The organism is Aquimarina algicola, from assembly GCF_006443095.1.
In the GTDB taxonomy this organism is placed as follows: domain Bacteria; phylum Bacteroidota; class Bacteroidia; order Flavobacteriales; family Flavobacteriaceae; genus Aquimarina; species Aquimarina algicola.
On the sequence record NZ_VFWZ01000003.1, the window covers coordinates 656,396 to 677,690 of the forward strand.

General features: G+C 31.3%; 24 protein-coding genes. 5 read left to right on the top strand and 19 right to left on the bottom strand.

Going from position 1 to position 21,295, the window contains the following annotated elements:
• From FHK87_RS13645 to FHK87_RS13695, 12 genes are all read right to left on the bottom strand, one after another.
• Positions 1 to 636, bottom strand: coding sequence for a DUF2306 domain-containing protein (locus tag FHK87_RS13645; protein WP_140593868.1), 636 nt, complete (start codon positions 634 to 636; stop codon positions 1 to 3).
• Between the two features lie 142 nt (positions 637 to 778).
• Positions 779 to 1,330: a hypothetical protein gene (locus tag FHK87_RS13650; protein ID WP_140593870.1), complete on the bottom strand. Its 552-nt coding sequence runs from the start codon at positions 1,328 to 1,330 to the stop codon at positions 779 to 781.
• A gap of 195 nt (positions 1,331 to 1,525) precedes the next feature.
• Positions 1,526 to 2,377 (bottom strand): SH3 domain-containing protein, encoded by an 852-nt coding sequence (locus FHK87_RS13655; RefSeq protein ID WP_226294235.1) that lies wholly within the window; start codon positions 2,375 to 2,377, stop codon positions 1,526 to 1,528.
• Between the two features lie 64 nt (positions 2,378 to 2,441).
• Entirely contained in the window at positions 2,442 to 2,582 is a 141-nt protein-coding gene (locus FHK87_RS26255) for a hypothetical protein (protein ID WP_226294236.1), read from the bottom strand.
• 240 nt (positions 2,583 to 2,822) lie between these two features.
• Positions 2,823 to 3,596 carry a leucine-rich repeat domain-containing protein gene (locus FHK87_RS13660; protein WP_140593874.1) on the bottom strand — a complete coding sequence of 258 codons (774 nt, stop codon included), beginning with the start codon at positions 3,594 to 3,596 and terminating at the stop codon, positions 2,823 to 2,825.
• A gap of 54 nt (positions 3,597 to 3,650) precedes the next feature.
• Entirely contained in the window at positions 3,651 to 4,520 is an 870-nt protein-coding gene (locus FHK87_RS13665; protein ID WP_226294237.1) for an RNA polymerase sigma factor, read from the bottom strand.
• A gap of 59 nt (positions 4,521 to 4,579) precedes the next feature.
• The gene (locus tag FHK87_RS13670; RefSeq protein WP_226294238.1) at positions 4,580 to 4,972 is read right to left on the bottom strand and encodes a YybH family protein; all 393 of its coding nucleotides are present in this window, start codon (positions 4,970 to 4,972) and stop codon (positions 4,580 to 4,582) included.
• A 257-nt stretch (positions 4,973 to 5,229) separates the two neighbouring features.
• The gene (locus FHK87_RS13675; RefSeq protein ID WP_140593880.1) at positions 5,230 to 5,520 is read right to left on the bottom strand and encodes a hypothetical protein; all 291 of its coding nucleotides are present in this window, start codon (positions 5,518 to 5,520) and stop codon (positions 5,230 to 5,232) included.
• A gap of 83 nt (positions 5,521 to 5,603) precedes the next feature.
• Positions 5,604 to 6,068, bottom strand: coding sequence for a hypothetical protein (locus tag FHK87_RS13680; protein ID WP_140593882.1), 465 nt, complete (start codon positions 6,066 to 6,068; stop codon positions 5,604 to 5,606).
• Positions 6,069 to 6,173: 105 nt separating this feature from the next.
• Positions 6,174 to 6,914 carry a hypothetical protein gene (locus FHK87_RS13685; protein WP_140593884.1) on the bottom strand — a complete coding sequence of 247 codons (741 nt, stop codon included), beginning with the start codon at positions 6,912 to 6,914 and terminating at the stop codon, positions 6,174 to 6,176.
• Positions 6,915 to 7,153: 239 nt separating this feature from the next.
• On the bottom strand, positions 7,154 to 7,648 hold the full coding sequence (locus tag FHK87_RS13690) for a VOC family protein (RefSeq protein WP_226294239.1): 495 nt from the start codon (positions 7,646 to 7,648) through the stop codon (positions 7,154 to 7,156).
• A 76-nt stretch (positions 7,649 to 7,724) separates the two neighbouring features.
• Positions 7,725 to 8,540, bottom strand: a complete 816-nt coding sequence (locus FHK87_RS13695; protein ID WP_140593886.1) for an AraC family transcriptional regulator — start codon at positions 8,538 to 8,540, stop codon at positions 7,725 to 7,727.
• Positions 8,541 to 8,817: 277 nt separating this feature from the next.
• Here FHK87_RS13695 and FHK87_RS13700 point away from each other — a divergent pair, with 277 nt between their 5' ends.
• The 5 genes from FHK87_RS13700 (at position 8,818) to FHK87_RS13720 (ending at position 12,996) form a co-directional block, all read left to right on the top strand.
• Positions 8,818 to 9,747, top strand: a complete 930-nt coding sequence (locus tag FHK87_RS13700) for a hypothetical protein (protein WP_140593888.1) — start codon at positions 8,818 to 8,820, stop codon at positions 9,745 to 9,747.
• Positions 9,748 to 9,818: 71 nt separating this feature from the next.
• Positions 9,819 to 10,415, top strand: coding sequence for a zinc ribbon domain-containing protein (locus FHK87_RS13705; protein ID WP_140593890.1), 597 nt, complete (start codon positions 9,819 to 9,821; stop codon positions 10,413 to 10,415).
• 6 nt (positions 10,416 to 10,421) lie between these two features.
• Positions 10,422 to 11,234: a hypothetical protein gene (locus tag FHK87_RS13710; RefSeq protein ID WP_140593892.1), complete on the top strand. Its 813-nt coding sequence runs from the start codon at positions 10,422 to 10,424 to the stop codon at positions 11,232 to 11,234.
• Between the two features lie 25 nt (positions 11,235 to 11,259).
• Positions 11,260 to 12,276 carry an SPFH domain-containing protein gene (locus FHK87_RS13715; RefSeq protein ID WP_140593894.1) on the top strand — a complete coding sequence of 339 codons (1,017 nt, stop codon included), beginning with the start codon at positions 11,260 to 11,262 and terminating at the stop codon, positions 12,274 to 12,276.
• 45 nt (positions 12,277 to 12,321) lie between these two features.
• Positions 12,322 to 12,996 carry a hypothetical protein gene (locus FHK87_RS13720; RefSeq protein WP_140593896.1) on the top strand — a complete coding sequence of 225 codons (675 nt, stop codon included), beginning with the start codon at positions 12,322 to 12,324 and terminating at the stop codon, positions 12,994 to 12,996.
• Between the two features lie 92 nt (positions 12,997 to 13,088).
• Here FHK87_RS13720 and FHK87_RS13725 read toward each other — a convergent pair whose 3' ends face one another.
• From FHK87_RS13725 to FHK87_RS13760, 7 genes are all read right to left on the bottom strand, one after another.
• Positions 13,089 to 13,745 (bottom strand): alpha/beta hydrolase, encoded by a 657-nt coding sequence (locus tag FHK87_RS13725; RefSeq protein WP_140593898.1) that lies wholly within the window; start codon positions 13,743 to 13,745, stop codon positions 13,089 to 13,091.
• Positions 13,746 to 13,796: 51 nt separating this feature from the next.
• Positions 13,797 to 14,258 (bottom strand): GNAT family N-acetyltransferase, encoded by a 462-nt coding sequence (locus FHK87_RS13730; protein WP_140593900.1) that lies wholly within the window; start codon positions 14,256 to 14,258, stop codon positions 13,797 to 13,799.
• 253 nt (positions 14,259 to 14,511) lie between these two features.
• On the bottom strand, positions 14,512 to 15,768 hold the full coding sequence (locus FHK87_RS13740) for an outer membrane protein assembly factor BamB family protein (RefSeq protein WP_140593902.1): 1,257 nt from the start codon (positions 15,766 to 15,768) through the stop codon (positions 14,512 to 14,514).
• Between the two features lie 118 nt (positions 15,769 to 15,886).
• On the bottom strand, positions 15,887 to 17,698 hold the full coding sequence (locus FHK87_RS13745; protein ID WP_140593904.1) for a toxin-antitoxin system YwqK family antitoxin: 1,812 nt from the start codon (positions 17,696 to 17,698) through the stop codon (positions 15,887 to 15,889).
• A gap of 318 nt (positions 17,699 to 18,016) precedes the next feature.
• Positions 18,017 to 19,048 carry a hypothetical protein gene (locus FHK87_RS13750; protein ID WP_140593906.1) on the bottom strand — a complete coding sequence of 344 codons (1,032 nt, stop codon included), beginning with the start codon at positions 19,046 to 19,048 and terminating at the stop codon, positions 18,017 to 18,019.
• Entirely contained in the window at positions 19,049 to 19,999 is a 951-nt protein-coding gene (locus tag FHK87_RS13755) for a hypothetical protein (protein ID WP_140593908.1), read from the bottom strand.
• A 96-nt stretch (positions 20,000 to 20,095) separates the two neighbouring features.
• The coding region (locus FHK87_RS13760; protein WP_226294240.1) for a hypothetical protein at positions 20,096 to 21,295 on the bottom strand (1,200 nt) is incomplete at its 5' end.

Here is a 21,295-nt window from a genome sequence, read left to right on the forward strand (position 1 = left end):
TTAGCCACTAGTTTTTTTCTTTAGCTTTCTAATCCAATATGCAATAAAAAATCCACCTACTATCCCAGGAATAAACCAACCATACATACCCGGAAAAAACTCATTGACGACCACAAAAGCTGTTGTAGCAGAAATATAGGCTCCAATCATTTTCCCCAAGTGTAGTTTTAACCAACTATTTTTTAATTTTTCAGGATTTTTATACAAACTCAAATCCCATACAGAGAATACAATTCCTACCAAGGCGAACACACAAAGAATGATATGTATGCTTTTTGAAATAACAATTGGTAAGAAAATCATTAACATTCCTGTTATGATCATCACTATCGAAATCCATCTATCAATTTTGAGATTGGAATTCTTGTGTTTGTATTTTAACGCACGTTTTCCTGTCAAAATAAAATACATGCTAAAGATTCCTACGGCGAATAGAAACGGATTTTCGTGATTTGGCATAAGGGCAACGACCATTGCAGTAATTGCAGAAATCAGCATGGAATAATAAAATAAAAGTCCTGATTTTTTATGAACCTTACGTCCTTTTTTTGCAATCATAGAAACAAGTCCGGCTAAAAGTGCAATTCCGCCAAATCCTGCGTGAAGTAGTATCAAAATTTCAATCGTTTTTTCCATTATTTTTTATGTTTACTTTACGATTTTCAAATTCTGATATTTTTTTTATTAAATATTTTTTTTTGGTCTGAACTGTTGATTCATTGAGATGTATTGTTAGATTGCTGCTAACAGTCATATTAGTAATTGTATAAAAATAAATTTACTTTTTATTAGTTTTTGGATAGTCTTCATTCGTCAATTTATATATCATTTTGTCGGATGAGACTTTCCAATTTCCATTTTTTTCTCGGTACGAATAATACTGCTCGATATGTCCCTCTTTATTAATCTTATAGGTACTACGTACTTTATCAAAACGTGAGTGATCTAGAAGTTCTTCCTCATGATACCAGCTATTTTTATCGATAATTGCAGAAGGCCCCATACTCATATAATTTGTACTGGTGAGATAAAAGTGGTTAAGCCTATCTTTATGAGAATAGATATACAATACAGCATCACTACTCCCATCTGTATATGCGTGCTTTACTCTAATCGCACTTTTAGCAAGATCCCATTCATATTCGCGAATGTCAATTTTGGAATCTTTATAAATGTTAACTGGTGTTCCTTTGAAGCGTTTACCTATTAGGCTTACTATAGGTCCAAAATCAGTTGGTTTCATTTCAGTTTCTTGTGCTTTGGTCTGGATTGTCGTTAATACAAAACAACATACTAAAATTAATAGCGGTAAGGATTGTATTTTTTTCATTGAAGCTTATTTTTACAGGTTTTTAAATATTTTGTAACAGTCTCTTATATCGTATTTTCAAAAAGGTCAGTAATCAATATCTCTTTAAAATTCTCAAATGAATGATTTCTTGTTAGCATCTTCAATTCATTTCTGACAACGTTTAATGTAAAATACGTTTTAATACATTTTTTACACAATATTACATTGTTGGACTTATTTTTTTAAAACCAACTTTCCGTCAATATAAGTGTAGGTCGTTCCTTTATTTTTAATTTCGACATCCTCTGTACCGGGTTCTAATAATAAAGTAGCTGAATTGAAAGAGAAAATAATTTCATCGGCAACTTCATGTATTTTTATAATGTCAATTAAACATTTTTCTTCACTAGTGGATTCAATATCTAACAGCCCAATGTGTTTTATTTTTCCATTTTCGTATATGAATACTTCTCCTCCAAAACAATATTCAAAAGCTAATTGACAAATAATAATAACTTTCTCTGATTTATTATTTTTATAAAAATGAGGTTCAAATGAGTATGCTTCTCCAAACCCCTGTGATTGATATATTATTTTATCTTGAGCATTTAACATTAAAATTCTATGTCCATAATCATCCTCAGTATCAGGCAGTACTATTTTTCCGTCTTTGGGTTCATAATATCCATTAATTATTTTAAATGAATCCAACCGATACATATTGTTGATACTAAAAGAACCTAATTGAAAATCAAGGATTGGATCGGGTTTAAACTCAAAATAATTTAGTTTCTTTTTTAAAACTTTGGGGGTCAAAAAGCTATTAAAGACATAGCCTGCTATTTTATTTGAATGTATATCATATGCGGTTATATAATACCATTCTCCTTTGATGGTTGTTCCCTCATCGATAATTTCATCAAAGCGGTTGGTATTACTATAGTCGACTATTTTTTCTGCAAAAGGAAGTTTACCTATACGTTTAGAATTTTTACTTGGTTGACTTCTTACTATTAATCCATTTGCAGCAGATACATATAGACCTTCTTGTCCGAGAAGAAAATTAAAATGGAAAAATATTAACATGAATAGGAGTTGCTTCATAAATACTGACTACGATCTTAGTTAAGAGTCTTTGTGTGAGTTAACATTAGTTCTTTTGGGTGTCTAAAATAATAACAATCAAATCTTCAGGTACTTTAGAAATAACCCGTGAATTACCTAGCATAGAAAACAGCAAAAATAAAGTCAATGCTTTAAGTGTATTGAAAGTGTTCTTGATAGTCTTCATTTTCTAATTTATTATTTTAATATAATATAAACTTCTTTGAAACATACGTTTTGCAGTTAACACTAACATTTTTACTTTATGAATCGAGACAATGTAAACACCCCTTTGGACCAATTGGTTTATCTGTACATTCTTTATTTACTGTTAAACTTATAAAATTAATACCATTGCAAAAAGAAAAATACCTCTTATATCTGGCACTAAATTGCTTTGATTTTACAACATACTAGATAGTTCTTTTTAATTCATTTCTTTTTCTTTCCATCCCCATCCCCATTTCAATTTAGGTAGTTTGGCAAAATCATCATACATTTTTTTCACTTCTCTACGTCCACGAATTGCTAAATATTCTAAATTTTTTAATTCGAGTATAGGTGAATAATCTTTATTCACTAAAATCGTAGCTAGCATTCTATAACACTTTAATTGAGGCATTTTTCTTAAAAAGTCAATACTTTCAATTCGGATATTTCTGGGAGAGGTTCTATCCCCATCAATAAAAAGGCTCTCTAGCGATGTAAGTTTCGAAAAAGCGTCGTAATCTTGTATTTTTTGAAAGTTTTCAACTTGAAGTCCTTTTAGCTTTTTTAACGCTGTCAAAGGTTCAATACTTTGTACTGCCGATCCAGAACCGATATCTAAAAATTCTATTTCTGTAAGTTTTCTAATACTTGCCAAGTCTTCATAAGATCCCCATTTAATTTCTAATCTTTTTAATTCTTTTTGATGACATACTGCATCAAACAATTCTTGGGGCATCCTCGTACCAAAATATAATTCTTCAAAAGTATTAGGATTCTCTCTGAGGAAATTACACCATTCGGTCAAAATTCTTTGTTTTTCCTCAGGTTTTTTTCCATTTTTCTCGATCCAATAATCCAGTTGAGTACAATTAATTGATAATTTTCTTTCTCCATCAAATTCCTTTAATTCAACAACACTTTTAATCTTATTAGATTCATCTGGAAAAAAGTAATTGAATCCATATTGAATTTGTTTTTCTGTTAAGCTCATTTTTATATCGTTATGATCACTGCTAACATTGATTGTTAAGCTTTTATACTTCTTTTAATCAAAATTAAAGGTTTCTTTGATAACTTTTGAGGATAGTAATTTTTTTATGGATTCTAATTTTTCAGGACTTTGTAGAAAAGGGTGTTCTTGATATAATTTTTGATATTCGGAGATGATCTGATCTTTGTAAACATCTATTTTTTTATCAATTACTTTGTTGATGGTAGTAATGGTATTTTTCTGAAAATGTAGATTGATAGGATCAACGAATCCCATTTTTATAAATCCTGCTGTCTTTCTTGCACAACGACACGGGTTATTTTTATTTATAAGTCCGCATTTATTATCCATAAAATTATACAACTGCTTTTTTGCTCTGTGCAATTTAATTCTAAAATTTTCTTTTGAAATTTCCATTATTTCACTACCAATAGTATCAGTAAAATCAAATAATTCTCCGATTATATAGATCATTCGTTGTTCTCTATCAAGGCATAGCAGCATCCCTTTCATACAACTAATTTTAGCTTCTTTTACTAATAATTTATCTTCTACTTCATAAGAATAATCAGAAAGAGATTCATTAGGTATTTGATCAATTCCTTGTCCAAATTGTTCTAATGTTGGCGAATTTGCTTCATATTTACCTCTTTTCATATTAAGAAAATGGTTTTTAACAATTCGGTATACCCAAGTTCTAAAAGTACTTTTTTGTTTAAATGAACCTAGTTTAGTAACAATTTTAATTAAAACTTCTTGGGTGATATCGGCAGCTTCATCTTTATCCCCAACAAAAGTCAAAGCAATATTATAGATCCAGTCTTGATGTTTTTTAATAAGACTTTCTAAAGCATTTTTCTCACCTGCTAGAGATAACTCAATTAAAACAGCGTCAGAGCGTGTATTGTTAAATGATTTTTTCATCATATAGTTTTAAAAGTACCATTTTGCCCGTTTATAGGCAAAATGGCATTAGAATGAAATTATTTATTCATCAAGAATTGACCATGCGGATTGTCTATAACCATTAACCATGTTCCACTCTCTTGTTTTCTTAATACTGCAACAGATAATCCACTTTGTTTAATTTCGGTTCCATCGGGGGCTTTTGCTGTCATTTCCCATGGTGCAATATGTGTAGCAATATCGTCAGAAATAAATACTTCATGACCACTATAGGTGAAAACTGGATTTGCCATTGACATCCCCGAAAACATTTCTTTTAAAACGGCATGATTTGAAACCGGTGATTCAGGCTCAAAAACTACAGTTGCATTAGGTTCGTAACATGACATTACCTTTTCAATATCTTTATTTTCAAAAGCTTTTGTCATTTTTTTGATAGTGCTTAATACATTTTGTTGTTCTACTGTCATCTTTTTTGTTTTATTTGTTTGTGAATACATAGTAATTGAAGTCATACATAATAGTATGATCAGTGATAATTTGGATTGCATTTTGTAAATCATAAGGCTTCTGTTTACTTAATAGTGTTTGTTTTATGACTTAGACACAATCAACATATGACCGTTACAGTAGATGCTAATTTATTATTGAGAGATTGTTTTTTATGAAGTCTAATAGTATATATACTTAGCTACAGTTCTATATTTAAGTTTTTTTCGTATCAAATCTATCTCCACAGATCGTAAAAATAAACGATTGCTAAAAAAGCTAATGTACATAGTGCAATGAGAAAAAAATTAGTATTCACTTTTTTAATTTCCTTTTTAGAGCGCATTATCATCCATTCGATAAGCAAATATAAATTCGAGAAAATAAGTAACCCAAGTGCTATGATTTCAAAAACAGGAGGAGTCCAGTAAATATTATTTTTGTTTTGATAAATCGCTACAACCAAAAGTATAAAAGGGGATATTAATATTATACCCTTTATTATTTGATATACTTTTGATTTTTCCATCTGATGTTTTTTCGATTTTGAATACTAAAATCTAAGGCTATAAATTTGCTGCTGTATTAAAGCAACATTATTTAATAGTATCATTATTCTTTTTTCACAATTTTTCCATTTCTCCATTCCTCCCACGTTATATAGTTATTCCAAGAAAGTTCAAATTTTGAAAAATAAAAATTCCAATCTAACCAACCATATTTATTTTCATAGTCAATAAGACCGTTTAAACAATATTTATTTTCATCAACAGATTTATTATCAAGGATTAACCATTCTTTAAACAATTTAATATCAAATTCAATTTCTTTAGGTGCAATATTTTCATTTCCAGGAGTTCCTCTAAAATCTATTGTTAGACTTTCATTATTTAGCTCATAAAAAGTTAATCTACAGTTTCCAAGGACAAGGCCTTCTTCAATATTTTTTTCTGTATAATCTTCTATTTTAGCCCAATCAACCGTTAAAATCAACTTGTCTTCAATCCTATCTATTTTTTTAAGAATAGAATCGTGAAGACTTAATCTTTTAATGTTTTCTACTATTCTTTCTTTCATTCTTAGAGTGCTCTATAATGTAGGCTATGGTTAGTATGTGAATTAAAGGTGTTGAATTTTGAGCAAGTATTAGACCCGATAGTCATCACGGTTTCTATTATGATTTTAATTTTTATTTTCAGGCAATACCATCGGACTTGGAGTAGGAAAAAAAGTTGGATCAAAACTACTTATTATTTCTATATGTAGTGTTTCTATATTTATGTTTAAGTTATATGTTTTATAAAGTTCAAAAAAGTATTTAGAATCTATCATATTATGGTCTAGCCTGGTGATCGACAATTTGTATACGATATCATTCTTACTATCTGACTCTATATTAATCTCGTAGTTTTTAATTAATTTCATTATTCCTTTGGAAGCAAAATTTTGAATTTCTTCTATATCAGTTGCCACCAAAGCATCATTTATTTTTTGCAGAATAAGATCATGATTTTTAATAAGAGGATAATTAGGATAATGATCTTGTAAACGATAAAGATTCATTACAAGATCTTCGGGTTTTACTCTTTTGCCAACTTCGAATTCTATACTTCCATCGGGGTGTCTTATAACCGAGGGGTCTTCCCAATCGACACCTATATTTTGGGTTTTTGGTCCAAAATTACCTTTCTCATATATACCGGGGTTTATAAAAAAGGTTATTTCATTATAAGAATAATAATCTTTAATATCAGCAATTGTTTTTTTAAGATCCACTCTTGTCAACTGGTCTAAAGGGTATCCGTTATCTTCTAGTTTTTTAGCAATTTTTAGAATAAACTTTTGTTCCAACGCATTGAAATGAGAAATACTAGGTTCGAGACCTCTTATTATAGTGATTGATTGCTTTTTATGTTTTGTCATACTCAATAAAAGTGTAGAAATTAAAAGTATTTTTATCAATCTGAATGTCATATCTGTTTTAATAACAAGAAGTATTAATATGTAATGTTTCTTAATGAATCACAATATTTAGTGTGATACTAGCAGAAATACATTTGCTTTTGTACAACAATATACTTAATTAAACGCAAAAAACGATTTGGATAGAAATCCAGACCGTTATTGCTTTTATACCTTAATATATTTTTTTCTTTTCAACTTCAATTTGGAGAATGTAACCCCATTCTATTCCCTTCTGTATCAAGAAACATTGCAAAATATCCACTTTCGTCTGCATGAGGTGTTTTGGGAACTAAAATTTTACCTCCATTTTTCTCGACTTTATCAAGAATTACCTGAAGATCATTTCCTCCATTGAGATATAGGGTTACTCCTTTTGCAGAAGGTTCGTATCCTTCTCCTTGAACTATGACCCCAGTAACCATTTGTTCTTCGTATGGAAATATCCCCATTTGCATTCCGGAGATATCCATTTTCTCGATGTTGATCCCCAGAATTTCTTGATAAAAATTGACTGCTCTTGAAATTTCTGTGGCCGGAATTTCAAAAATAGAAATAAAGCTATTCATATCGTTTGTGGTTTGCTGTGCTATCAAATCAGTCTTTTGTATTTCTGAATTAGGTTTGCTTTGGCTATTACAAGTAATAAAGCCAAAAGCAAATAGTATAGAAATATTTAATAGTATTCTTTTCATCCTTTTTGATCAATTTATAGTACAAAGTTATTTTCTACACGAGAATGGAAATTGTAAAAATGCGACACTTCTGATCTTATTTGTAAAAAAGAGAAGAAAGTGCCATGTTTTCATTACCTAAAAACTCCTTTGGATTTGTTCCTGTAAACTCCTTAAAATCTTTAATAAAATGGGCCTGATCGTAGTACTTACTTTCATAAGCGATATGGGTCAGGCTCTCTTCATCCTTATTGAGTAACATTTTTAATGCAGTTTGCAATCGAATTACTTTGCCTAACTGTTTTGGGCTAATCCCAATTTGCTTCATAAATTTTCTTTCAAGTTGCCTTCTTTTCGATGGATCATTTTTGAGAATAGTACGTATAGATGTATTTCCCTTTGTTGATATAAGGGTATCTATAGTTGTTCTTACAATATTGTCTATTGTTGATGTATCATTAAGCTTGTCTATGAGAAAAATTTCTATGATTTCTATTCGTTCTTTAACATCTTTTGCCTTAATTATTTTTTGTTCCAGGTCTTTGGCGATTTGCTCCTCAAATAATAATGCTATTGGTGTTTCTTTATTGGCTAAATTCTTAATGGGTTCAGTGACAAAATTAGAAAAACCATAAGGATAAAAACGAACAGCAAATGTATTGACATATCCGGTAGGTTCTATATAAAAAGGTTCAATAGTTTGTCCAAGTACCATTGCACGAGGTTGTAAAATAAATGTATCTCCGATAGTATACCGCTTTATATCATCTCCAAGAATAAAAGCCATTTCTATACAGCCATCAGGTACAATGCGTTGTCTTTGCGGATCATTATCGGCAGGAATTTCTAAAGTCCAATAACAGCTAATAAGCGATGCTAAATCCGGATGGGGTTGAAATGTCTGATAATCCATTAATTGTTTGTTTTTACCTTAAGTAAGGTACAACATTCTCCTGTATGTGCAATATTGGGATTAGAGAACTTCACAAAAAATCAGTTTTAGGCTAAGAATTCGAATTTAAAACAAAAAAAAACACTATATCAACAACTTACAAACCTCTTGACTCTCTATTAGTCAGATATTCTTCAAAACAACAGGTGATAAAATTCACTGAATTCAGGGGTGTGTGAGCATAAGAATTATGACACTTTTGTAACAGATATTAATAAATCATAAACTAAATAGCAAAATGGGATTATTTGACAGTTTAAAAAACAAAGCAAAAGAAATAGCGAAGTCAGTAGAAGACACTAGTAATCAAGAAGAAGAAACGGTAAATAATGAAGAGGTTGAAGAAGTTGATCACGTTTATGAATATTCAGATAAAATAGTACAAGGAGTACATTATCCTAATGGGTGGGAATCATTAGAAGAAATTGAGATTCTTCAAAAATTAGATGATGTATTTGAAGAATTTAAAGAGATTGATGGCGATGACGATGCTGAAGATGCACTTTTCGAAAAATACGGATTTAAGGATGCTGGGCATTACGAAGATTTTAAAAATGCAATCCGCATGGAACGCGCTGAACAAGAAGGCGTTTCTTTTACTCAGGCAACTATAAATCAACATCAAGAACAGCAAACAGCTTCGCTAGAAGCAGCTAAAAATTCTGATCGCGAAGATTTACAGCCTGTCGATGGTGTATCCTTAGAAACTTGGGCAAAAGCTATGGTAAGTGTTGCTAATTCTGGGGGAGATGTATCGGGAGCATTACAAATCTCAGGAAAAGATCAAGCAGGCTGGGACAAAGTTACCGAGGAGTGGAATACACGAATGGCAAATGATACTTCTATGGTTATTATGCAAGTGTATAGCGCTGCTTTTACAGCAAAAGCGACAGAAGATAAAGAAGAAATTACAGTAGAATCCTTCCCTTTTGAAAAATATATTGAAGTCAGAACAGCTCAATCGATATTGACACAACAAGGAAAAGACCCTCAAGAAGTACTAGAGATGTTTGGGATGACTGTGATGGATTGGTCTAATGTAGGTGCCTTTTGGTCAAAAGAATTTCACTCCAATGTAGAAAAATATCATCCTTTGGATACTGAATATACCAAGAAATATGAAGAAAAATACAAATTAGGGGATAGTCATGATGATATTGACTTTTAATAAGAACGAAAATACATTCATTATTTCAGTTAGATAAAAACTTTAATTGGAATTAAAAACAATACTGCTCTATGTTTTGGAATACCCCAGAAGAAGATAATGATCATTATGAAAGCTATAAACAAAAGGTCATACAATTAAAAACAAAGTTTCATGAAGAGATCGATTATATTCGATCTGTTGCACAAACTACTGTAGCAAACTGGCATGAATACTTAAAAACAGTAGAAGTTACTCCTGTTGGGGAAACACAAAGAAAGCAAGCACAAGATACAGGTTTACCCGTACCAAAAATTGCTTTCCCATCAGAATATAGAGCAGTCTTAGTTATTTTGGATATCAAAATGCAACATCTGGTAGATGATTTAGCAAACGAAATGAGAAAAGCCAATGCTAATAAAACATTGGATCTTCTTGAAGAGTTTGTGAGCGAATATCTTGATAGAATGATAGTAGATGAGCTGAAGCGTTACCTCGATGCAAGTAAACCCAAAATATCAGTTTCAGACATTTTTGCAAATGCATCTACAAGTCTCAACAAATATTCAACTAAAGAAGTAGGGGATAAATCATATAGTATCAAGTGTTCTTCTTGTGGTGCGGCACGACTAGAAGAAGATCAATATGATGAATGTTTCTATTGTGGAACACCATTATTTTCAAATTAAAACATCATGATAACAACCAAAGAAGAACTCATTGTAAGATGGGATACCTTTTTAAACAAAATAGAACAACGGTTTGATGATATCTTAGAACAAGCCCAACAAGGGACTACACATCTGGTTTCTCAAATAGAATACGACTCAGGCAGTATAGGTAGTGCCTGGTCAGGAATTAAAGGGCAGTTATATGAACTTAGAGAAAAAGCCGATCATACCTGGGAAAATAAAATGGATGGTTTATTCGGCGATCGAGATGATGTGACTTCCAAAGAACGCATTGAACAATTCAATAAATATGAAGATCTAAGCCACCGAATGGAAAACCGCTATAATGAAGCGCAAGTGAAAGCCATGGCAGATGCAGGAAGAAAAATTTATGATAATGTGATGCAACATATCAATACAAATAAAATTCATAACTGTAAGCAATGTGGGGATCAAATGGATATTGTAGTATACTCTTTTATGGCAAAAAACATTAAATGTCACTCTTGCGGTACTGTTAATTCATATGAACCAGATCCTAGAATTCAGGCATTAGAACATTACACTATAGGAGCATTGGCAGACGAACATGTGATTGATTTAGTAATCAAAGAGGCCAATTTAGAGCATGACATCCATAGATTACATGATCTACGAAATGAAATTGGGACAGAAGAAAAGAAGAATGATCTTAGAAAAATACTGGTCACTACCCGACAAGAAAGAATTCGACAATATTATGAGTTTATGGAGACAAACGTACCTGACAAGGCGTCTTATTATGCCAGGCAAAAAGAAGAACGTTTGAAGTGGGCAGAAAATACAAAACACAACTAAAAAAATAAACTAAAGAAAATACATTATGGGATTTAGAGATCAATTACGTTCTGTTATTCAATGGGAAAACCCCGGGCAAAACGAACTTTTTATAAAGTTTACAGAAAATGGAGATGAGCTAAAAAATGCTTCTAAATTGATTGTAGGACCAGGTCAAGGATGTCTATTCGTATACGAAGGAAAAATTGAAGGATTCTTTGAAGAAGAAGGAATGTATGACCTCAAAACTGATAATACTCCCTTTTTAACAACAATCAAAAAATTCTTGACCCTTCGCAGAGATGCAGATAGTGAACATAAAACAGGGCTTTGGTTTTATAAAAAAGCTGATGTGCTTAATATTCGATGGGGTACTCGTTCTACAATTACGTATAATGATCCCGTATATACTTTTCCGGTAGGATTACGTTGTTTTGGTAATTACTCAATTCGGATTACTGAGGCCAAAAATTTCTTTACCAATATTGTAGCAGGACAAGAACTTTTTACCGTAAGAGAAATTCAAGAGGTTTTTGTATCTCGAATTGTACAACCAATCACAGACTATCTGGCAAAAGCCAAGTTTTCATATGCTGAAATTGATAGCCACATTAATGAAATAGCATTGTATTCTAAAGAAAATACAGTACAAATATTTAACGATTTGGGCTTCGAGTTAAAAGATTTCAGGATAGAAGGCACTTCTTTTGATGAGGCTACACAACAGCGTATAGCAAAGATTTCGGATATGAATGCAGATGTACAAGCTGCAAAATTAGCAGGACTGGATTACGCTCAAATGGAACAATTAAAAGCCATGCGCGATGCTGCCAGAAATGAAGGCGGAATCGCCGGATTAGGAGCCGGGCTAGGTGCAGGAATGCACATTGGGAATATGATGGGAGTAGGAAATCAAATGCAAAACGCACAACAACAACCTCCACAACAAAATGTAGATGATCCAATGGCCAAGCTCAAAAAACTAAAAGAAATGTTTGAAATGGAGTTGATTACAGAAGAAGAATACGCAATCAAAAAGCAGCAAATATTGGATACCCTATAATTTTTTAAAATAAGAACATCAGCTAGAAAATAGACATAAGATCATATGATGCGACCTATACGCTATCCCAAAAACTGGGAAGATTTGAGCCTAACCACTATTGCAGAACGATTACAGGCAATAGATCAAGAATTACAGCAAACAACAGATAGAGAACTGGTGTTAAAAAATTATGGCTTCGAGAATGAGAATCATTATAAAGAATTGAATGCTTCTGTTAAACGCGAAGATTTACAACCTGTAGATGGGATTAGTTTGGAAATTTGGGTACAAGCTTTTGTAAGCAGCCTTAAGAATGAGGATATTAATCAAGCACTTCGCATAACTAAAAAAGATCGTGCAGGTTGGGAAAAAATAAATCAAGAGTGGAGTACTCGTATGGCCACCGATTCTAGTATGATCATCCTCGGAGCCTATACAAAAGCAATGGGCGATACAGTATCATCTGCCGTAAAAACAAACCCATCAGAAACCATTTCTTTTGAGAAGTATGTAGAGATCAAGATTGCTATAGATGTACTGAATGCTCAGGGAAAAGATCGTCAGGAAATATTGAATTATTTTGGGATTGCAATACTACAATGGCTAGATACAACTATATTCTGGAAAAAAGAGATAAGGGAGAATAAGGAAAAATATGAAGCCTTATATGAACAATATGAAGAACAGTATAAAATGAAATACGAAGCAGGCGATAGTAATGCTGATATTATATTTTGATATTAATAATAAGTGAATGAATTGAATATTTTGGTCTGTTATTTTTTTGTTTTTTTATAGAAATATTGACCATCAGAGTAAATACAAACGCCTTATATTTTTTTATTCAATGCTGTGATGCTTTCTACTTTACGATTTATAATTTCACTTATTTCAATAGCGTTATCCACAATCATAAAATGTCCTCCTTTATCAATCAACTCTGTTTTGGTATTTCCTCTTGGGGGAATCAATTTATCATGGGTTCCATGTATCTTTATCACATTCTCTAATTGAGTTACATTTTTCCAATTCGTTAATTCATGAATCGCCCACTTCACAAAAGTCAAATCTGTATCGTCCAAAATTTTGTTGAGTAATGCACTGTTTTGTGCATCAAAGAGATATTTGGCAATCCATCTTGGCGGGTCAAATAAAAAAGTTGGGATCAGTTTGATAAGCTTTGTTTTGCCAAACAGCAAGAAAATTGGTCGTAATTCATTTTTAGTATGCGCAGACGAGATTAGAATAGTTATTTTAGGTTTAAGAATTTTACTTATTTCTGTTGCTATTAACCCTCCAAAGCTAACTCCAATAATACTAAAATCATTTTTTGTGTCGATTATACTACTTAGCCTTTTTGAATACGCTTCTATAGCTTCATTTTTGTTTGGTGTAATCCAATCGATAGGAATAAGTTCGACATCCAGAGTCAGAGCGTCAAAAACTCTTTTGTCTGCACCAAGCCCGCTTATTCCGTATATTTTCAATCTTTATCTTTTTTAAGAAATATCAGATATAAAAACCATCATTAGCAAATTCTAAGTCAGTTTTTTATCAAATATTTTCTGTTCTTTATTCATTTCAAATCCGATATTTTCATAAAATTTATGACTATCTTTTCTGATCACATTACATCTTACTCTAACTTTTCTACAATTTTGCAATTGGGTCCATTCCATCATCTTGTCCACTAATTTTTTACCTATCCCATTTTTTCTAAAATTTTCATTTACAACTAAGCCTCCTATTTCTACAAAGAATTCTGATTCGACCCTCATAGCATAAAATCCATGTATCCAACCAACGATTTTTTGACTTACAGTAGCTACGTAAACACGATTATCTGTTCTCTCTATAATTTTTTTCAGCCTATTTTGAGTCTCAGTATGTATCGTATTGTACCCTAATTGATTCGAAAGTTCGGTTATTGATTTTGAGTCACCTATTTCTGCTTCTCTAATGATAATTTCCATCCTGGTTTCTCTAATTACTAGTGACATTAAACATATGTATCTTAGCAAAACAAAATGTTATCATACATTTTTGTTTTCTCGTACATTGACTGCTAATTAATTCTTTGATGTTTTGTCATTCCTTCCATCACCATTTTAAATATTCTGATTTTCCCCCATCTGGGAACAGTTCGGAGTGAATATACCAATATTTTTGTTAGCCTTATTTATCAATTTCTCGATTGATAAAATATCAGATAAATTCCAAACTTCATTTTCTATTATCAGATTCGTATCGCTTTCAATAGTTTTTCTTTACAATTTCCATATAGGATTTACCTCTAGCAGTTTTTATAGAGTTAATATCTTTGATTATAATTTTAGCTTTTTTAGCTTTTAGATCAATCTTAATAATCCCCTCTTTAGAATGGTATAATAATTCTCGATCAGTTTTTTTGATTAGGTTAGATATAGGGAAATATTTCAATTCCATTTCAAATATCTTTTTCCCTGTTTTATGATCTAATTCGAACAGTATTCCACTTTTCGTATATCCGTATACATTGTTGCTTAAAATTTCAATATCATCTATATCTTCATCTTTAAAATCTTTTCTCCATAGCTCTGTTCCATTTGAAGAATTCAAAGCATAAACAGAAGAAAATGACTTCCCTTTATGTGATCCAACAAAAACGATATCTTCTAATACTTTTATTTTACTTTTAATACCGCCTTGATCATCTTTGAGTTTGAATGACCAATTTACAGATAAATCATCAGGTTTGAAAGAAGATAAATTACCACCCGTATCAGCTATAAATAAAGAATTTTTGTTAATTGTAGGAATGGAATACAGAGGAAGTTTAAACCCTCTTTGAAATAAAGCTTTTCCTGTATCTGCATTAAAATTATATAAATAACCTGCATTGGGTACGAGTACATAGTTTTTTAACATTGTGTTTGGGATAATGTTATATTCAAACTCTAATTGGTAATTCCATTGTAAAGAACCATCTTTACTGCTTAAGGCATAGATATTTTTATTTAAAGAAGAGATGAAGATTTTATTGTTGAAAATTTTCACTTTTTGTCCTGATATCATTCGTTTTTTTTGACCGATACCAATTTTGCTTTGCCATATTTTTTTACCGTTTACACCATCTAAAGCAAATATCTGTCCATTAGCAAATGGGATATAAACAACCCCTCTGTTTACAAAGAATTGATTGTCACAAGAACCGTATGTATTATTATTATCCGAATTAAAAGACCAATTCTGCTCATTCGTTTCCAAATCATAGCTAATTAATTCACCACTTTTAGAATATAATAACAAAGCATCCTTATTAAAAACAATATCTTTTAGTGCAGTGAAGGTTTCATTTACAATGATTGTCTCAGCAGTAGCGATACGATTATTTGAAAATTCATTGAAATTATCAATGTCTGTTGATTCAATCATTATATCTTCGTCATTGACATCTAATGTTGGTATTTCTTGAGAGAAGCATGTTAAAGCTAATATTAATGCTATTACTATTGTTATTTGATTTTTCATTTTTTTAAATTAATCTGTATTAGTTATTTGTGTTATTTGTAATTAAACTGAATTTTAAGAGAACTCTTTTTAAAATTCAAGCAGAAAAATTTTTATAAATAGACAAAAGGAACTGTACTTAGTTCTCTTCGATTATTTCCCCTCTTTCATAAACACATTCTCGTTTTAGATTCCCACTTTTATCATATTCAACGTACGGTCCATCTAATGAACCGTATTTGTAGCTCCCCTCTTTTTTAATTTTTCCATTATTGTAGTATTCTATAAATTCTCCATTGGGGATGTGCAAATCATAAAAATAAGAAGACTTCAAATTACCATTTTCAAAATACTCTACAACCTTTCCTGAAAGGTGACCATAGACATAGTATTGTATACTTTTTAATTTTTTATTTTTATAGTATGTTTTCCATCTACCTGATGCTTCTCCTAAACTGTTTGATGCTCCTTCTGCTATAACTTCTCCTGTTATGTAATAATTAGTAAGCTTGTATTCATTATGATCAATCAAAACTAATTTTGAGGACAAATACCTGTCTTTAAAATCATTGTAATATCCATAAAAGTCATCTCTCACTTTTTTATTGTTCTCGTAAGTTGATATCTTCTCTAATCTACCATCATAAAAATATGTTCTCCAATCTCCAACTTTTTGACCATTATCCATGAGTCCTTCTTCTTCTACAGTTCCTTCATAATGATAAACAATCCATTTACCTGTTTCTTTAGCATCTTTATAAGTTCCTTTAGCTTTAATTGTTTTACCATCATAAAAATATTCGGTATGTTTTCCATTAGGATAAACTACTACACTTTGCAGATTCCCATTTTCATGATATTTTTTCCAAGTACCTGATTCCTTATAATTCTTCATTTTTCCTTGGATCATTAATTGGCCATCTTCATAAAATACCTTATGTATTCCAGAAGGAAAATGTGTTAGTGTTTTGATTTGCCCATTTTCATAGTACTCTTTCCACTCTCCAATTCCTAAATTCTTATCATTATATTCTTTGAATTCTTGTGGTTTACCATTGTCAAAAAAAGCTTTCCAGATTCCAATAGCATTTCCATTTTGGTCATATTCTCTCTGAGTTTTTAAATCTCCGTTTTCAAAATATTCTAAAAACTCTCCTGTATAAGTACTATCAGATAAGTGAACACATTTCTCACTTATTTTTCCGTTTTTAAAATAACTAATCGTTGGTCCGACTAATTGACCACTTTTAAAGTTAATAGTCTTTCTAATACTTCCATCTAAATGAAATAGCGTCCATATTCCATCTGGCTCCCCATTTTTAAGTTTACCTTCTCCAATCACTTTATTACCTTCTTTAGAGTATCTGATAAAAGTATTGGTATTAAAGTCTGCTATTTCATAAATGGCATCATTATCGTAATACTCTATCCATTTATTTGTTCGATTCCCTTTTTCATCGTAAAACTTAATCTCTTCCAACGAACCATTTTCAAAATACCACTCCCATTTACCAGTTTTAATTCCTTCATCAGAATAGTTTCTTTCGTGTTCAAGTTGCCCATTCTCATAATACCATTCCCATTTACCAACCTTTCCTCCATTAACATTGTAGTTCTCTAGTTTTTTTAAATTTCCATTTTCATAATAGGTTTTCCACATTCCAACTTTTACAGAATCTTTAATAAGTTTTCCTTCACTTTCTTCATGGCCATTATCAAAGAAATAAATGGCTTTTCCTTCTCTTTTGTTATTTTTGAAATGCTCTCTGCTAATTATATCTCCCTCTTCGTTGAACGTTTTCCACTCTCCTTCTTTTTTATCATTTATTAGCTCTCCTTTAGAAAGTAATTGACCTGTCCCATAATACACATATTCAGTATTTTCGCTTTCTTGGGCACAACTATTGCACAAAAGAGATAGTATTAAAGTTACGCTTACTACTTTTTTCATTGATTTTCTATATTTCTTTTATTTTATGATATAAGCATACAGAATCACATGCTTAAGCCTTGTCAATTTTTAAGCTTTAATTTAACCTTATAAAAAGAGTAAATTCTGTAAATTACTAGTGTAAATAAATTATAATGAAGGCTAATATTTGGATATTACTTATCCGTTGTTTAGAAGACTAAATCTTTAATTAATCTACTAATTATCGACCGTTATATCTTTACTTTCTTCGGGTATTGGTATTCTATATCTTTCTCCAGTTTGCCCGAAACAAGAAGAGAACACAAAAAATATAAATACATATTGTAAACTTCTCATTTACGGTATCATTTGTAAAGAATCTAGAGGCTGTCCTTTTGGCAGGTATAAATATATGTTTGGAAAATTAGCCCTTAATCCACTTCCATTATCATATAAAAACCAAAAAGAAGATTCTCCTCTTAATCTAGGATCAGAAGGGGTTGTACTTGAATGTTTTAGTGCAACAATTTTACTGTTGCCATAAAATTTAATTTCATAATCTTTTATAGGTTGGAATTCTTTGTTTTTAGCTTGAACAAATAATTCACATTCTTTCAAGACATCTTGAACATATTTGGTATCTCTATATTGTGATTTTCTTCGTCTTAATTCCGATAAATAATTAATTCTTAGAAAGGTATTTATATCACTATCCTTGTATATATTCAGATATTCACTATAATAATTTAATATTTTTTTTTCAAGCTTATCTTTATCAAATTTGGTTAAATCCTGTCCTTCTGACCAGCCTTTTATTGAATATGGGACTTCCGCTTCAAAAGTAAAGGTATATTCATAATAGGGTAATCCTGCTCCCTCAAATTCTTCTGAACCCTCCTTTGTAGGGCTGGTATGCTCTTTTACTACAATTTCATCCTCTAACTCATCACTGATATTAAAGGCTTCATATTTTACTACCTTTATTTTCATTTCGGTCTTAGGCAATAGGGTAGTAATGGTTTCCCCTTCGCCATAAGCATCTTTTAATGCATCTCCTAATGGATATAAGCGCACTGTAACGGTTTGTAAACCACTTTGTAAAATTGCTCTATTGATATTGATAGGGGTAGCTAGTTTTTCTATTCCATAGTCTTGATAAACAGGGTAATCATTGACCAATAACTCATACACACAATTATTTTGTAATGGACGTATAAAATACATAGGTTCTTTATCATAGTGTTTGATCTGTGAAACTACGCTATCTACAAAATTATCGACCGTTATATCTTTACTAGCTTCTGGTATGGGTATCATGAGTTTTTCTTTAGTTTGCCCGAAACAAGAAGAAAAAATAAAAATCATAAATACATATTGTAAACTACTCATTTAAGGAATCATTTGTAAAGAATCTAAAGGTTGTCCTTTCGGTAGGTATAAATATATGTTTGTCCACCTTGCTCTTTTGGAACCATTTACACTTCTTTTAAATTTAAACCAAAATGCTCCTTTCCCTCTATGTCTTCTATCCACAGGTTCTTTACTCGGAAATTTTAAACAAACCACTTTACCATTGCCATAAAAACTTAATTCATAATTTTCAATAGGCTGATATTCTAAATTTTGAAAATCAAATTCACTTTTATATTCATTCCAAACATCTTCAATGTCCTGTCTACTTTTATATAATGCTCTACTTTTCCTTAATTCTTGATCAAACTCCAATCTTATTATATTATCTAATTTTTTATCTGCATGTAACTTCTTATACATCTTGTAGTAAGAAAGAACCTTTCCTTCCAATTCATTCTTTTCAAATTTTGTTAAATTCTCTCCGTTTGACCAACCTTCATTTTTATATGGCACTTCGGCATTAAAAGTAAAAGTATATTCGTAATAGGGTAATCCTGCTCCTTCAAATTCTTCTGAATCCTCTTTTGCAGGGCTGGTATGCTCTTTAACTACAATTTCATCCTCTAATTCATCACTGATATTAAAAGCCTCATATTTTACTACTTTTATTTTCATTTCGGTTTTAGGTAATAGTGTAGTAATAGTCTCTCCTTCACCATAGGCACGTTTTAAAGCGTCTCCAAGTGGATATAAGCGTACTGTAACAGTTTGCGGCCCGCTTTGTAAAATAACACCATTAATATTGATAGGAGTTCCTAATTTTTCTATCCCATAATCTTTGTAGACTGGAAAATCATTTACCAATAGTTCATACACACAATTGTTTTGTAATGGACGTATAAAATATTGAGATTCTTTTTCATAGTGCTTCACTTTTTCCAAAGTTTTTTCTATTACATTTTCAAAAGTTATTTCTTCGTTTTTCATTGTCTTATTTTTTGTGTCATTATTGGTTTGTTGTTTTTGAGCACAAGAAACTAAGGTGCAAATTGAACATAAGATTAAAATTAAATTTTTCATTTTTTATCGCATTAGGTAGTCCCACATAGATTGTTCAAAGATAGGTTGTTCTTTAAAATTAATGGTAAAGCCAGGTATCAATTCTACTTTGATAGGCTTCTTCTCTTCAGGACAATCAGGATCACTATTACTCACCTCTACATCAACAATAGTATCTTTTTTTTCTTCAGTATCTGGGTTACAAGATTCTACCGTAGTTTCATCTTCTTCAAAAATTTCTTCATCTTTATATTCTATTTTAATTTTCATATACAAAGTCCCTGCAATTCCTGTAAACAAGATCGTATCCTGTACAGTAGGTTGTTTAGCTTCAAATTTCCATTTAAAATTACGTTCATAGAGTAGCGTCCCAGCCACCTGCCCGTTAATATGTGCTTCGGTTTTAGTATCTTTAAAAGGAGCACCCAAATATCGTGGCATATACTCATTCAATCGGCTCCATTTTTGTTCGGCAATACTACTGGCTTTTAGTGCAATGGTAATGTCAATCCCTTTATCTCGACCAAAGGACAGCTCTTGTTGATCAGAGAGTTGTATGCTTCTGCCATTTTCTTCGAAAATGTCGAGATACATCATCTTTTTCAGGATATTGACCTTAAACTCATAACTGGCACTACAGAAACCTATAAATTCAGCTTCCATTTTAGCTTCTGTACCAAAAAGGTCTTTGAATGTTTTATCAATTTTGGATTCTATCTTTTTCTCAATATAATCTAGAAATGTTTGTATATCTCCAGTTTGTACATACTCGTGCGGTTTTTTGGTTTCGTCACTTAGGTTAACTTTTACCGTATTATTTTTTTTAATCCCATCTGCTTCTTTTTTGATCCCCATCAAACCTTGTAGGTAACCCAATATACCAACTGCTTGTTCTGCTCTATCAAATACTTGTGTGATTCCTGCAAACCCGGCTACTACTGATCCTAGTGTACCTGTAACTTTATGACTTAATGCAAATAACGGAGCTGCATCTATGCGTTCTACTAATTCTACTGCTACACGCCCGTTATCCTGATCAACATAACCAATACCTCGATACGTAGACACTTGTGGCCACAGAAAAGATGTCTCTATATTATTGGGTGATGCCGGGTCAATTGGTTTACCGCTTAATGTCTTTTCAATTATTTTTTTATGACTTACAAATCGTTTTCTGATCTTATACGCTCCTTTTACCTTTTGCCATGTAGTTGTCATTTTTAC

Bases quoted from the DNA above. Each gene is read 5' to 3' on its own strand.
- FHK87_RS13645 (WP_140593868.1), bottom strand. From the start codon at position 636: ATGGAAAAAACGATTGAAATTTTGATACTACTTCACGCAGGATTTGGC.
- FHK87_RS13650 (WP_140593870.1), bottom strand. From the start codon at position 1,330: ATGAAAAAAATACAATCCTTACCGCTATTAATTTTAGTATGTTGTTTT.
- FHK87_RS13655 (WP_226294235.1), bottom strand. From the start codon at position 2,377: ATGTTAATATTTTTCCATTTTAATTTTCTTCTCGGACAAGAAGGTCTA.
- FHK87_RS26255 (WP_226294236.1), bottom strand. From the start codon at position 2,582: ATGAAGACTATCAAGAACACTTTCAATACACTTAAAGCATTGACTTTA.
- FHK87_RS13660 (WP_140593874.1), bottom strand. From the start codon at position 3,596: ATGAGCTTAACAGAAAAACAAATTCAATATGGATTCAATTACTTTTTT.
- FHK87_RS13665 (WP_226294237.1), bottom strand. From the start codon at position 4,520: ATGAAAAAATCATTTAACAATACACGCTCTGACGCTGTTTTAATTGAG.
- FHK87_RS13670 (WP_226294238.1), bottom strand. From the start codon at position 4,972: ATGACAGTAGAACAACAAAATGTATTAAGCACTATCAAAAAAATGACA.
- FHK87_RS13675 (WP_140593880.1), bottom strand. From the start codon at position 5,520: ATGGAAAAATCAAAAGTATATCAAATAATAAAGGGTATAATATTAATA.
- FHK87_RS13680 (WP_140593882.1), bottom strand. From the start codon at position 6,068: ATGAAAGAAAGAATAGTAGAAAACATTAAAAGATTAAGTCTTCACGAT.
- FHK87_RS13685 (WP_140593884.1), bottom strand. From the start codon at position 6,914: ATGACAAAACATAAAAAGCAATCAATCACTATAATAAGAGGTCTCGAA.
- FHK87_RS13690 (WP_226294239.1), bottom strand. From the start codon at position 7,648: ATGAAAAGAATACTATTAAATATTTCTATACTATTTGCTTTTGGCTTT.
- FHK87_RS13695 (WP_140593886.1), bottom strand. From the start codon at position 8,540: ATGGATTATCAGACATTTCAACCCCATCCGGATTTAGCATCGCTTATT.
- FHK87_RS13700 (WP_140593888.1), top strand. From the start codon at position 8,818: ATGGGATTATTTGACAGTTTAAAAAACAAAGCAAAAGAAATAGCGAAG.
- FHK87_RS13705 (WP_140593890.1), top strand. From the start codon at position 9,819: ATGTTTTGGAATACCCCAGAAGAAGATAATGATCATTATGAAAGCTAT.
- FHK87_RS13710 (WP_140593892.1), top strand. From the start codon at position 10,422: ATGATAACAACCAAAGAAGAACTCATTGTAAGATGGGATACCTTTTTA.
- FHK87_RS13715 (WP_140593894.1), top strand. From the start codon at position 11,260: ATGGGATTTAGAGATCAATTACGTTCTGTTATTCAATGGGAAAACCCC.
- FHK87_RS13720 (WP_140593896.1), top strand. From the start codon at position 12,322: ATGATGCGACCTATACGCTATCCCAAAAACTGGGAAGATTTGAGCCTA.
- FHK87_RS13730 (WP_140593900.1), bottom strand. From the start codon at position 14,258: ATGTCACTAGTAATTAGAGAAACCAGGATGGAAATTATCATTAGAGAA.
- FHK87_RS13740 (WP_140593902.1), bottom strand. From the start codon at position 15,768: ATGAAAAATCAAATAACAATAGTAATAGCATTAATATTAGCTTTAACA.
- FHK87_RS13745 (WP_140593904.1), bottom strand. From the start codon at position 17,698: ATGAAAAAAGTAGTAAGCGTAACTTTAATACTATCTCTTTTGTGCAAT.
- FHK87_RS13750 (WP_140593906.1), bottom strand. From the start codon at position 19,048: ATGAGTAGTTTACAATATGTATTTATGATTTTTATTTTTTCTTCTTGT.
- FHK87_RS13755 (WP_140593908.1), bottom strand. From the start codon at position 19,999: ATGAAAAACGAAGAAATAACTTTTGAAAATGTAATAGAAAAAACTTTG.